Origin of the sequence: Xenorhabdus hominickii (genome assembly GCF_002632725.1) — a bacterium.
Taxonomy (GTDB): domain Bacteria; phylum Pseudomonadota; class Gammaproteobacteria; order Enterobacterales; family Enterobacteriaceae; genus Xenorhabdus; species Xenorhabdus hominickii.
Genome location: NZ_NJAI01000018.1, coordinates 1 through 12289, shown reverse-complemented (window position 1 = coordinate 12289; position 12289 = coordinate 1). Strand labels below are relative to the sequence as shown.

12 protein-coding genes and 2 pseudogenes are annotated in these 12289 nt (G+C 39.5%); 3 read left to right on the top strand and 11 right to left on the bottom strand.

From position 1 onward, the window contains the following. The 6 genes from Xhom_RS24450 to traD all read right to left on the bottom strand — a co-directional run. The coding region (locus Xhom_RS24450; RefSeq protein WP_169928572.1) for a DEAD/DEAH box helicase family protein at positions 1-1300 on the bottom strand (1300 nt) is incomplete at its 3' end. A 4-nt stretch (positions 1301-1304) separates the two neighbouring features. Next, positions 1305-3221 carry a site-specific DNA-methyltransferase gene (locus tag Xhom_RS24445; RefSeq protein WP_099140102.1) on the bottom strand — a complete coding sequence of 639 codons (1917 nt, stop codon included), beginning with the start codon at positions 3219-3221 and terminating at the stop codon, positions 1305-1307. Positions 3222-3247: 26 nt separating this feature from the next. Beyond that, a complete protein-coding gene (locus Xhom_RS24440; protein WP_099140101.1) occupies positions 3248-3880 on the bottom strand; it encodes a hypothetical protein in 633 nt (210 codons plus the stop codon). A 301-nt stretch (positions 3881-4181) separates the two neighbouring features. Further along, positions 4182-4586 (bottom strand): MerR family transcriptional regulator, encoded by a 405-nt coding sequence (locus Xhom_RS24435; RefSeq protein ID WP_099140100.1) that lies wholly within the window; start codon positions 4584-4586, stop codon positions 4182-4184. A gap of 7 nt (positions 4587-4593) precedes the next feature. Then, on the bottom strand, positions 4594-5568 hold the full coding sequence (locus Xhom_RS24430; protein WP_099140099.1) for a replication initiation protein: 975 nt from the start codon (positions 5566-5568) through the stop codon (positions 4594-4596). Positions 5569-6169: 601 nt separating this feature from the next. Beyond that, positions 6170-6331: a conjugal transfer protein TraD gene (gene traD / locus Xhom_RS24425; protein WP_099140098.1), complete on the bottom strand. Its 162-nt coding sequence runs from the start codon at positions 6329-6331 to the stop codon at positions 6170-6172. Positions 6332-7267: 936 nt separating this feature from the next. On the opposite strand from traD, the gene Xhom_RS47290 reads away from it, so the two are divergent. After that, the gene (locus Xhom_RS47290; RefSeq protein ID WP_099140103.1) at positions 7268-7360 is read left to right on the top strand and encodes a helix-turn-helix domain-containing protein; all 93 of its coding nucleotides are present in this window, start codon (positions 7268-7270) and stop codon (positions 7358-7360) included. 122 nt (positions 7361-7482) lie between these two features. Continuing rightward, positions 7483-7962 carry an Hcp family type VI secretion system effector gene (locus Xhom_RS24410; protein ID WP_099140097.1) on the top strand — a complete coding sequence of 160 codons (480 nt, stop codon included), beginning with the start codon at positions 7483-7485 and terminating at the stop codon, positions 7960-7962. 78 nt (positions 7963-8040) lie between these two features. Here Xhom_RS24410 and Xhom_RS24405 read toward each other — a convergent pair whose 3' ends face one another. From Xhom_RS24405 to Xhom_RS24390, 4 genes and pseudogenes are all read right to left on the bottom strand, one after another. Continuing rightward, positions 8041-8442, bottom strand: coding sequence for a DUF1240 domain-containing protein (locus tag Xhom_RS24405; RefSeq protein WP_099140096.1), 402 nt, complete (start codon positions 8440-8442; stop codon positions 8041-8043). A gap of 34 nt (positions 8443-8476) precedes the next feature. Beyond that, positions 8477-9361 carry a hypothetical protein gene (locus Xhom_RS24400; RefSeq protein ID WP_099140095.1) on the bottom strand — a complete coding sequence of 295 codons (885 nt, stop codon included), beginning with the start codon at positions 9359-9361 and terminating at the stop codon, positions 8477-8479. Positions 9362-9389: 28 nt separating this feature from the next. Beyond that, a complete protein-coding gene (locus Xhom_RS24395; protein WP_099140094.1) occupies positions 9390-9590 on the bottom strand; it encodes a hypothetical protein in 201 nt (66 codons plus the stop codon). A gap of 313 nt (positions 9591-9903) precedes the next feature. After that, positions 9904-10077 (bottom strand): annotated as a pseudogene (locus Xhom_RS24390) (protein rep); the annotation flags it as partial. A 238-nt stretch (positions 10078-10315) separates the two neighbouring features. Between Xhom_RS24390 and Xhom_RS31735 the strand changes: the two are divergent. Further along, on the top strand, positions 10316-10489 hold the full coding sequence (locus Xhom_RS31735; RefSeq protein ID WP_169928570.1) for a hypothetical protein: 174 nt from the start codon (positions 10316-10318) through the stop codon (positions 10487-10489). A 370-nt stretch (positions 10490-10859) separates the two neighbouring features. Here the strand turns inward: Xhom_RS31735 and Xhom_RS24385 are convergent. Then, positions 10860-12289, bottom strand: a pseudogene (locus Xhom_RS24385) (DEAD/DEAH box helicase family protein); the annotation flags it as partial.

Genomic DNA, 12289 nt, shown 5'->3' with positions numbered 1-12289 from the left:
TAAGTACGTCCCAGCCTTCATTGACTTTCGCCACCGCAAACACGGCTCTTACCGGATTATCCGTTTCCTCAAGGGTGTTCAGCAGTACCGGATTTTCTTCCAGCAGGTCGGATTTGTTAACGTTCAGCAGGTTGAAGTCATTAAAATCTTCCTGTATCTGTCCGATAACCGTGATTAAATCGCTGTCAGCGTAACGCTGTATCACTTTGTGCCAGATACTGGTGTCTGAACTAAGCTGTACCTTCTTATTCGCCAGATGACGTCTGACGGTATCCGGTGTGAGTGAATCGATAAGCTGCGAAAATTCATCCTGTTTGGCTTTGGAAATGGCGATTTTATTCGATTTGAACAGAATAACTGGCTTAAAACCGGTGATGCCGTTATCCGCCGCCACCAGTTTGCGGTACTGACTCAGCAGCACCGCGTCCAGCATCTTGTCACAGTCGTGCTGATTGGCTTCCAGCAGCATCACTTTTTTGGAATAGCCGTCTGACATAAATTGTTTTAAATCATACTGATAAATAATCTTATTGTGGTATTTCTGCCAGATTTCTTTTTTGCTCAAATCAATGGTGGCGGTAAACTCCAACAGCCGGTTCTCAGGACGCTGCGCCAGCATGTTTTCAATCGTGCGCTCCCACGTCAGTTCCTCGTATTCCTCTGAGTTTTTCGCTTTACTTTTGGCTTTGGTTTCGGCATTGAAGTGATGCGCCTCATCCCCGAGCAGCACGATCGGGATTTCCCTCAAATCCTCATAGGTGATACTGTTTTCACGGTAGCTGTTCAGCTCATCGTGAATCTTATGGATGGTCGAGAGTTTCAGGTAAATGGTGTTGCGTTCCGGCACGGAGGGGAACGTCTCGACCGGCGCTATCGTGATTTTTTCCCCGTCGATTTCCAGCGTCTGGCTGAACAGGTACTTCGGCGACTGCGGATTGAGCAGGTTCTCACGGGTTTTCTGAATAATCGCGTCCGTATGCACGAAAAAGATGAAGTTCTGATAGCCGTATTCTTTAAACAGATACAGTATCGCCCCCGCCATCACCATGGTTTTTCCCGCACCCGTTGCCATGTGAAACAGCAGGTGCCGGTAACGGACAGCCGCTTCTGCCGGATTGCGCTGCGCGTAATGCAGGTAACGCAACGCCTCATGCTGATACGGTCGTAACGCGTCTTTCAGGTTCGCCTGAATGTAGTCCGGTGTCTCATAGTTGTCACTGAACAGCCCCAGTCCGTCAAACTGCTGAAACTGATTAAACAGCAGTGCCTGACTACCGCCGGAAGTCGGTTTTCTCGCCATGGCATCAGTCCTTGCTGTAGAAGCTGCGGGTAAACGCTTTATCGCTTTCTGAGATGTTCAGGTCGCTGTCATCCATCTCGGACGCGTTCACGTAGAGCTGATTTTTATCGAGAATTTCAATCAGCAGTTGCTTCTGCTCATTCAGTTCCAGCTCACTGAATGCGACTTTACGCGGTATGCCGTCTATCTCATACTCGGCGGACAAGACGTTTTCCAGTGCCACCTGATAATTGAGATGCGCCTCGGTTTTCATGACTTCAAAGAGTTTTTCGAGTTCAGCGTAAGATTGAGATTTCTGGATTTCATGCACGAAATAGGCATTCAGTTCCATCAGTTCGGCGTAAACAAAGCTACCGCCTCCCTGCCAATTAACGTCTTTGGATATGCCTCCCTGCTCACCCTCAATGACTTTTTGCAGGCGTGGGACAGTGATATCATTGATGTAATCCATCTGCTCTATACCAATATAACGACGTCCCATTTTATGGGCTACCGAGGCAGTGGTGCCACTACCTAAGTGAAAATCTAAAATTAAGTCCCCCTTTGTTGTTGTTGCATTTATTATTCTCTCTAAAAGTTCTTCCGGTTTAGCATAAGAAAAAGCTCGGTTACCAAACATTTCATCAATCTGCTTATTTCCCTTGGTGTTTTCAAATCCATTTTCTAAATTAAGAAGAAAATCACTGGACACATAACTTTTTTTACCTGCATCAGAACTTTCAAAAACGCGCATAGCAGGTTTTGTTATATTTAGGAAGTCATAGTCATTAGGGAAAACAATTCTTCCTTGATTATAATAATCAAGAAAAGTCTCTTTTGTTACAGCCCAACTCCTTTTGGGGTTAACAGGATACTCATCACCATTTTTAGGGTTTTTCATAGTGAAGTTTGAGTTTGGACGCTCTTCTGGTGTTGTCTGTTTTGTTAAATCTGCCAGCCGCCATCTTTCTTCAAAATCATCTGATTTATAATATTTTCTCTCCACTTCCCTTTGAAATAATGAGGTGTTTTTGTTAGCTCCTTTAGTAAAGGTTACAATCCAGTCATAATCTTGGGAGAATTTGTATGAAACATCTGATTTTCCATTACGTGTTTTTCTCGGGATTGTTCCTATGAAATTTTCCTCACCCCAAATACCATCCATTAAAACCTTCAAATAAGCCTGCTCATTATCATCACATTGAACAAAAATAACCCCATCATTCATCAATAAATCCCTTGCTACTTCAAGGCGGTTTTTCATGAATGATAGCCATGATGATCTATTAAACCTGTCATTGTATTTAAAACTATCGGTGCCAGTATTGTAAGGAGGATCAATATAAATGAGTTTTATTTTTCCTTCGTATTTTTCTTTTAATGAGTGTAAGGCTATTAGATTATTTCCTTTGATGATCAGATTGTCTTTTTCATTAAAATTAGTAATTTTTTCATTCACGTCATATTTTGCATAACGCTTTGCATTGCTTAACACCTTTGGCGAAAAAAGACGGTCTATCTCATCACGGGCAATAATTTCATTGTAATATACTTCGTATTTACCCTTATCTTCTTTTGTCATCCCTCCTTCCAGTACACAATCCTTAAACGGAAAATCGAGTACAACGTCAGAGCTGTAATCAAGATATTTTCCTTCGCTGGTCAATCCAACTTTGTTGCGGTATTTTGTGAAGCTGTTTGCCCAGTATTCTTTATATTTCAGCAGGCTGCACAGCTTATCAAAGTCAAAAATGAAAATACTGTCAATATCCGTGCCGTAAACAGATTTTATTTTTTCATTGCTCACTAATGCTTTAATGATATCCGGTTGTTTACGGCTGATAGCGTCAATCACCATGGAACGGTGTAATTCTTCACCATTCCAGAATTGCGGGAATGTTTTTAATACGTTGTTCAGCTCTCTGATTAATTCAGTTTGCATATTGCATGCCTTAATATTTATTGAGATTATTTCACTGATTTTAAATGTGCATATAGTTTTTCACCGTCACTCACTTGAGATAAGGTTTGAGCAAAAGGAATTTCATTGTCGAGTATGCGTTTTACATCTCTTGCGGCTAATGGTTTTTTTAGTAATCTGAAGTCAGATAAAATCTGATAGCGCATAGATTTATGGTTTATTTTTTCAGGATTTTGTTCGTCAATATTCTGACCACTACCTATTCCATACGCGACTATACCTGATCCTGACTCATACAAGAAAACTACATCTCCTTTTTTTATTCTGTTCATTTTTCCGATGTAATCATCTTCAAATGTTGCCGCTATCCCTTTTTCTAAAATGATATTGTGGTCAATTAAGCTATTTGTTTTGTTTGTGTTTAGTAAAAAATAAGATGCTCCAGCATGTTCTTCAAGTGCTTCACTCGCATCATTGTCATCTACGGTTTTCATTTTTTGCCATTCAGGGATGGCATAGTCAGATATCAGCTGATAGATAACATCCTGTCGAGTGCACCCAACAACATCTGCGATTTCTTGAAGTACGGCATTTTCCTCATTGGTAACTCTAACGCTTAAAGTCACAGTGTTTTTAATATCGGAATTGAATTTTTTATTTAGGCTGCTAAGTAGGCTCATAGTAAGACTCCAAGATTAATTTTCTCTTAACCTACATGAGAAACAGCAATGAATCAATGAAGGATTCATTTTTTGAATCCCTCATTGATTCATTGCTGTTATAAGGGGGTCTTTATGTTAAATATTGCCCTTATTTAACATAAAGGTGCTTAAGCGCACCACCGTACTAGCACTCACCGCGAAACCCCGCAGGAACGGTCAAAAGGCGGGGTTTTCTGCCTCTGAAACCGCCCTTTTTTATGTTGCCAGTTTGTTATCAAAGCGGCAGTTTCGGTTTGAGCCGGTTTCCGGACTGAACCGGTTATTTTTTCCAGAATTGCCACGGTTTTTTCGCCGCCTGCTGCGCGACAGGTTCGGATGTTGCAGGCAGCTTGGATTCGATTAAAAGCATTGCCTGTTTCAGACTGTCTATATGCGATTGCTGGGCTATGACCAGTTGTCTCAGGTGTTCAACTTCGTGTTCCAGTTGCTTCGTTTTATCTGTTCCACTTTGTGTTACACGCTGTTCAGATATTACAGTGTCACTATGTTCAGGTTGAACATGGCTGAATGCACCAAAAACACGTAATAGCTCTGATGTATCTAGTTTTTTTACGCCATGTTCATCTGTACATGTGGACAGTTTCCCGCTTGATATGTAACGGTGTACTGTTGTTCTGCTTTTACCTATTAGCCGAGCTGCTTCACTGATAGAGACTATTGCCATAAATACCTCAGATCCGTCCGTACTTAGCCAGAATTTTCTCCAGTGTGGTTCGTTGTTTTTCCGTAAGCCATGAGAATGAACCATTGAGATCATACTTGCTTTGCATATCACTCAGAAATTTTGCTTCAAAACTGGTGAGCTGTATTTTTGCCGTCAACGCATCATGCAGTGTTTTTTTAAGTCCATCATATAGACGGTTTTCAGGCATGGTGCTGATTGATTTAATTGTCTTGCTGTCTGTTTTTTTCGGTGTTTGAGTAGGGTCTTTAGCAAGTTCTGTCACAAGATCAATTTGTTTATCTAACTCACATTGGAATATCAGTGTATCAGCAGGGCGACCGCGTTTTTCAATATTCAACTTCATATTGCTATAGGTGTTTAGGTCTTTTATTATCGGCTTTAATACTCTTGTGTTTAAAAATTTAAATTCAGGATAATTATTTTCAAGCATTAACATGAATTTAAATTCTTTAAGGCTAATTTCAATGTTGGCTTTATTTGTTTTTCGTTGGCTCATCTCTTTTAGAAGCCATTCATAAACGCGCATTGAGTATTTATTTTCAAAGGCTTTCACATGTACTAAATTGTACTTGATGAATTTTTTTAAGTGGAATAACAGTGGGACTATATACTTGCTAAATATTAGGGTTACTGTCTGATGCTTACGATTAAACTCCGCATAATCTGCCCAGTTAAATATTCTTTTAGCTACATCCCCGCTTGGGTAAATTAGCTCTACAGAACGCTTAAATAAGTCGCTTGTTGCAGCATTTAATCTTCCCCATGCATTTTCATAACTCAGATCCATCACTTGAGCATATTCAGAACATGAAAAGGTAACTGTTCGTTGTTCTTCATTTGGTGTTTCTATCGTTGGATTAAGCTTTGCAACACAAAATAAAATCAGTTTAGTTTCATGCTCGGTGAGATCGTAGCGGCTTACGACTAGCTCATTAGCTTTAAACACGACTAATTCAGACATGGTTAAACACCTTAATGACAATTGGTATACAAAATAAAAATACATCAACCAACCACAAAGGTAAACGAATTTTTTTACGTATACCATTAGAGCTTACCTGTTAGTATCCTAATTTTCTGTATACCTTTGCATGCGGCATCCTAATTTTCTGTATACCAATCCTAATTTTCTGTATACCTTTTGTTTTTTTTTTTCTTTAAAATCAATTAAATAAAAAAACAAGAATAAAGAAAGAATAATAAAGATAAAAAGAATAGATCCCTAACTTGTGGATAACTGAGCATCATCCCCCTTGATTGATGACAGTTAAAAGGATGTCGCAAACCACGTTTGCTCCTTTTCAAAACACGCCAGAAAAAACAGTAGTAGCTCCCGAGCAATGCTCGGGCAAATCGCTGAACCATACTTTTGTCTCCGACCATCAGACGACTCAGTCGCTGTATTTTTCGTGACATTCTGGTTCGCTTCGCTCATGGCTCAGTCAGAATGACAGTGAGTACCACTCTGCGCGACTTTTCTGACCTTACCCACACTCTTTAACCCATAACATCATAAAACTCAGCCACGGGCTTCTCAGGAAGTTTTAAGGGCACCTGCCAGGTCATTCATCAGCAACAGTATTCTTCTGACTCAGCATGTCATTGCCTTTGTGTTTCCATTCTGTCCATTTTGGATTGTCACGGGATAATTCATTCAGGCTGGCTAATGCGCCCAACAATGCTGCACTGTCATCAACCGGTTTACCCGTCTTGCTGTCTACCAGCCCCGAAAAAAGGGTTTAAATTCCGGTCTTGTTTCCCCCCGAAACATCACAGTGGTTCAACAAAACATATCCCACCCCTTTATTTTCAGTGAAATATCCCCCCCACATCATCCGACTGGCCTTTATGGGTGTCCCAAGGCTTATCATTAGGACTGTAATCACTCAAGAAAGGTCTTTTAGATTCTTTCATCATGCCTGCTCCAAACTGGGCAGGCGCTGAAAAGATATGTTATCATCCTCTTATCACCTTATTGTTGCTCTCTAGTTTTGCTTAAACGAATCGATTTCTAAGGTGATCAGCTCCTAAATTGTTGACGCAATTGCAGGAGCAAAACTTTCACTTCAAAGCACAATCACCAGTTCAAATAATACGAGCAAATACGCTATCAGGCCTTATGCGACAAGACTTCAACGCAAATTAAAATCCGCCATTTATCCCTTAAGTACAAATACAAGGAAATGCCCCCAAAAAATGGAACTAAAAACACATCAAGAATGGGTCAAAAAATAGATGGGCGATCCAAAGTTCAGAACAGCGTTGGAAGAAGACAACAGACAAAAAATTTTGCAACAACAGTAATCCGATATCAGAGCTTGTTCTTACGTCAGCGAACTCCCTTTTATTGAAGCAACAGCGTCCACCAATTCAACAAAACATACCCTATTCCAAAAAAGACTTCAGAAACACAATGTGCCCCCGATTTACTCCTTGACGATTCAGCTTCGTGCAAACGAAAAAAAATGAGAATCTTAGTGCTAAGACAGGATTCGCTACCTGCTGGCGTTTGCCGCCAAAACAAATCAGAAAACCACGAACGCAGGCAGATTTCAATCTAGTGGTGTGAGGGGTTGGCAGGGTGTCGGGGCGCAGCCATGACATCCGGTTCTTTACTATGACTGCGTGCACTTCAACGCTGACTACGAAAATATCTCGGTATTCATCCCTCAGGCATTTGGCCCAGTCGCTATTTTGATAAACAAGACCACCTAATTGAACGAAATATCCATATGAGAACAAAAAAAATTTGAAGAAGATCTTTTTTATCTTGATGTATCAATCAAAAATAACTTTTTTATGTTAAGTTATTTTTTCTATCATAAATATCTATTGAGTTAAGAACATCTGAATAAAAACTAGGAAGGTAATATTTATGTCATATATGATTTATCTAACATTAAATGGCAAAAAACAAGGCTTAATATCAGCGGGATGCTCAACCCTAGATTCTATAGGTAACAGATACCAAAAAGGGCATGAAGACCAAATACAAATACTCAGCCTAAATCATGCAATTTCACGCCAACAGAATGTGAGTCACCAACCAATACAATTCATCAAACCAATCGACAAATCATCGCCACTACTGGCAATGGCAATAGACTCCAACGAATCATTAAACGGTGGTTTTATTTTTTATAGAACAAGCCAAACAGGGCAATTAGAATTATTCTACGAAGTAAAAATTACAGAAGCCACTATCGCAGATATTTCTTGTGTATATCCACATTCCATAAATGATCATGATATGATGCCATACGAAAAAGTCACACTAAACTATAAATCTATATCGTGGAATCATGTGACTGCTGGAACATCTGCCTATAGCATTTGGGAAGATAGAACCCTTTAATTCATAACCACCCGATATACGGGTGGTTTTATATTTAACAAAAACATTAAAGTAAAACCAAATATATAATACACATCCTTAATCACATAATTTTTCATTTATCACATATTTATTTTGAGAAGTTAACGATTTTTTATAGCAAATAATATATCCATTTTCTTTTAATTTTAAATCAGTGTACCAAGATACAGGGAAACTAATAAAAAAACCTAAGATACCAATAAATGTAAGGATTTTATAAATTGAATTATTTCTTTTTGGCATCCTTGAGAAGGATAAATAATATAGTGTTGAAATGCAAAAATAACATATCAAAGGATAAAAAAACAATGTTGAAAATACCCTCCATGAGAAAAAAACAACATCAGAAAGATGATAAACCAAAAGAACATCACCAATAGAAAAAAAGAGAGCTACATTAGCTATTAAAAATAAAAAAAGCATCCAGATTGCTACAGCCAATTTATTTTTATTATTCATATAATCCTCTTCATTATTAACTTTAACTCCATTTTTATTTTATTCGTGGATAAGGATAACCAAATGTCTGTTTACGGTAATCTAATTTATCAGCCTCAGCCAATTCCTTTTCACGCATGTATTTTATCAGCTTTTTACTGATATCATTACTTTCATCAAACGCAGATAACGCCAATGTCGTAGCAATTCCAATAGCTAATCCTATAACAGCAATCACTAAAACATAAGCTCCTGCTTCCATAGCAATAGTAGCACCAGCAACAAACGCAAGGCCGACCAAAGCTCCAACAACAGTTTTAGCTATATCCATCGTAATATTTCCGAAAAAATCATAAATATCATACTTATCTCTAAATAACAGCTCGAGTGTTCTATATGCCACGGAAACAAAAATAACTCTTTTAGCTACTACACCTATTCCATCTAGCAACGCCGTTGTTCCTATACCCATCTTTATTAACTTAAAATTACCTATTTTATATTTTGTTGCATTTAAAAACTTTCTGATTCCAGCACGTCCAGTCAGCTTTACCATTTTATGTCCATATCCATTAACATATTGAGTTACCTTTACACCAAAATACATGCTTAATTCATTTGCTAAGTTCAGAAAAGCCCAACCATCCAATATATTCCCTGAAAACGTTGATAAAAAATCACCAACTGAAAATAAAGATTTCCATGACGCGTTTGGGTTATTTCCACAACAATATTTTACGGCTTCAATCATTTGACCATGCGTTAACAAGAGATAATATTCTTCATTTTCTGACATTTTATTTGAAATTATAGACGGCTTATTGAAATATTTTCTTTCAATTTCTTCAGTACGTCTCCTTTTTATATAATCTTCCGAAAAACATAATTTATTAACATCTCCATCATTATTTATTATAGAACGCCAGTCTTCAATACTCATTTAAATACCTCCATGCAAAATAGATGATTTAATGTTTTAATTCTTTTGATTCTAATTTCAATGTTAAAACTCGACCATCAAAAGCACGCATATTAATTATATCCGCTTGAACCAGTGACATAAATTGAAAACCAAACATCATCATCACTGCTAATTTTTCTTCTGGAACAACACGACTTTTATTAAGAATTTCACCAAATTCATTCTGTAACTTATCTTTTTCATCCATTTTTACATTTCCATTTCAAGATATTCAATCAATATATTATATAAAAAAACAACAATATCAATAAGATAAAATTTAAATTTTAAAATAAAAATACTACCATAGAATAATAATAACCTTGTGAAATTTACTTATCTCCATTCAAAAAATAACAAGAATAAATAAATTTAATTACAAACATGACTTCCTACAGTAAATCTTAAATAAGACTCACCGCCCTATTTAAAATTTAAGAAACTTATTTTTAATAAACAACTACTAGCCAATACCAGACTATGATAAAGCGCTAGCATTTTCATAAGTCTGCCTATCATGCTTAATCACGTCGTTTACCATCTTTCTCCGGCAAACGACGATAACGACGCTCATTTATTTCCCATCCAAACGCCAACCGTGAACCATCATCCGAGCCATCCGACATCTCATCCGCCATAATCAGATCCTCATTCGTTTCCTGATTCAGCTTCAGGACATCTTTCAACGCGCCTCCTTGATTGAATTCCCCCTTTTGTATCGGCGGATAAAAAACGGTTATTCTAATCACTTCTGGTGAGCCGCCTTTCTGAGCTTATTAAACGCCATGAGAACGCCGTGGAGCTGTTTTGCCTCACATTCGAGTGTGATTCAACAGAACGGCTTGTAAGGCTAATGACGGAGAATTTGAGAGTATCCACTGAAGAACTGAAAACGCAACTTTTGAATTTAAGTTGTTAGTGAGTGAAAAAATTATGAGAGAAGATCTGTTTCAAAAGTTGCTGAGCAGTGTGAAAGAAATGGTTGCGATTGAGAATGGAGAGCTTGAACCAAAACCGGAACATGTTCATCGTCATGTTGTCTCTGATTCTGATTTTAAATTTACTGAAAATTGTTTTAACGTTGAGAAAAAGTTGCAAAAAAAGTGACAATGAAATTGGGTGAAAAATCATAGTCAAATAGCGGACAAGATGTCCTTTGTAGCACCGCCTGCACGCAGTCGTTATTACAAAGCTCTTGGTCAGGGCAAAGCCCCGACACCCCGCGAGACTATTTTTCTGACGAGATTAAAAGGGAAAGACACCGGAAGGAATGAGTTTTAGATGTCCGTTAGGGCATGGAAGATTGCTATCAAGATTATTCATGTAATCCCCTTGGCGCGATGCAGGCGATGGAAGCGCAATGGGAAAAGAAAGCGCCGCTCGCCAACATCAGCACCTGTGATGACAAGCCCTGATCAGATAAAACCGGTTAAATAAAAAACGGAGCCATGCGGCTCCGTTTGTCTACTTTCCCTTGTTACAGCAGCAGTGATGACGTTTCTAATGGTTCTCCGCCATTGAGTTTATTCTGGATGTCGCTGATAAACGTATCCATCTGACTGTTGGCAAAGAATTTAATGCCTATCAGCCGCACATCGTTATTTTCATCAATGATGATACGGCTTTCATCATTCAGTGTTTCCAGCATCCGCTCTTTCCATGCATCTTCAAGCAGCCTATCATCGCCTTTCGGCTCAATAAAAACCTGCCAGTAGGCATTGTCAGCATGGCGAGTCAGAATCATAATGAAGTCCGGCATAAAGCCCCTTACCCCACCAAACTCCGTCAGCTTAAAGCGGGTTGACTGCTCATCATTACGGATAAGATAAATCTCATCGTAACGGGTTTTCAGTTTTTCCATAAATGCGCCAAGCACCTTCACCAGTTTATGCTCAAGCTGGTTCAGTATCGCGTTATCAAACACATACCATTTTTTACCGGTGGTTGGCTCTGCGGTGATTTTTTGGTTCACTATCACCGACGGGTCAATATGTAGACTGTAATCTTTGATAACGTCTTTCACCGGCTGGCTGGTAAAGCGGTACGTGCCTCTGACTTTCTGGTCATTGCGCCGCACGTTCTCTGAGATACGAATCAGCACGGTTTCCAGCAGGGACAATTTCTCTTTTGCCGGTACGGCGGAAAAATCGAGAGACTGCGGAACAGTGAGGCTGATTTTCAGTTTCCCCAGATACGCTTCACTGCGGATAAACTCCCTGATACCGGTCAGATTGGGGAAATACCGTTTCAGGTTATCCAGTTCATAGAAGCGGATTTTCTGCATCGCTTTACGGTAAAATCGCTCATCCAGTGCCAGAGGTTCCGGCTTCGTTTTCCTGTGTTCGGACTGCGACAGATTATCCAGTGATTCCTCGCTGGCTGTCAGGTACGGCACCTCAAAGCGGGTTTCCAGTGAGTATGTTTCCCAGCACCGGCTGCGGCTCTCGATTTCTTCCACTTCATTGAAGTACAGCTTACCCGTCTGATATACCGCGGATTTTTTGAAGTCGTCTTTTAATCTGGCGTGTTCGACTTTCCCGCTGCCGTCATGCTGGGCGTCGATATCTGCCTGCTCAAGGGATTTGTGCAGTGTTTTGATGTACGCCGGCTCATTGATGGTGTGGTAATGCAGTTGCTCCAGTACGCTCAAATCCCGTGCACTAGTATCAAACCGGCGGGTAAAGCTTCGCTTACCGTCATAACTGAACGGGTAATACCGTGCCCCGCGCCCGATAAGCTGCGCCTCACTGTCAGTACCGGTTTTGCTGTTACTGGCTTGTTCACTGATACGGACAATATCGTAGAGGTTAAGTACGTCCCAGCCTTCATTGACTTTCGCCACCGCAAACACGGCTCTTACCGGATTATCCGTTTCCTCAAGGGTGTTCAGCAGTACCGGATTTTCTT

What these genes read in the sequence shown, in the direction of transcription:
- Xhom_RS24410 (WP_099140097.1), top strand. Translation starts at nt 7,483, where the DNA reads ATGTCATATATGATTTATCTAACATTAAATGGCAAAAAACAAGGCTTA.
- Xhom_RS24430 (WP_099140099.1), bottom strand. Translation starts at nt 5,568, where the DNA reads ATGTCTGAATTAGTCGTGTTTAAAGCTAATGAGCTAGTCGTAAGCCGC.
- Xhom_RS24405 (WP_099140096.1), bottom strand. Translation starts at nt 8,442, where the DNA reads ATGAATAATAAAAATAAATTGGCTGTAGCAATCTGGATGCTTTTTTTA.
- Xhom_RS24400 (WP_099140095.1), bottom strand. Translation starts at nt 9,361, where the DNA reads ATGAGTATTGAAGACTGGCGTTCTATAATAAATAATGATGGAGATGTT.
- Xhom_RS24445 (WP_099140102.1), bottom strand. Translation starts at nt 3,221, where the DNA reads ATGCAAACTGAATTAATCAGAGAGCTGAACAACGTATTAAAAACATTC.
- Xhom_RS24440 (WP_099140101.1), bottom strand. Translation starts at nt 3,880, where the DNA reads ATGAGCCTACTTAGCAGCCTAAATAAAAAATTCAATTCCGATATTAAA.
- Xhom_RS24435 (WP_099140100.1), bottom strand. Translation starts at nt 4,586, where the DNA reads ATGGCAATAGTCTCTATCAGTGAAGCAGCTCGGCTAATAGGTAAAAGC.
- Xhom_RS31735 (WP_169928570.1), top strand. Translation starts at nt 10,316, where the DNA reads ATGAGAGAAGATCTGTTTCAAAAGTTGCTGAGCAGTGTGAAAGAAATG.
- Xhom_RS24395 (WP_099140094.1), bottom strand. Translation starts at nt 9,590, where the DNA reads ATGGATGAAAAAGATAAGTTACAGAATGAATTTGGTGAAATTCTTAAT.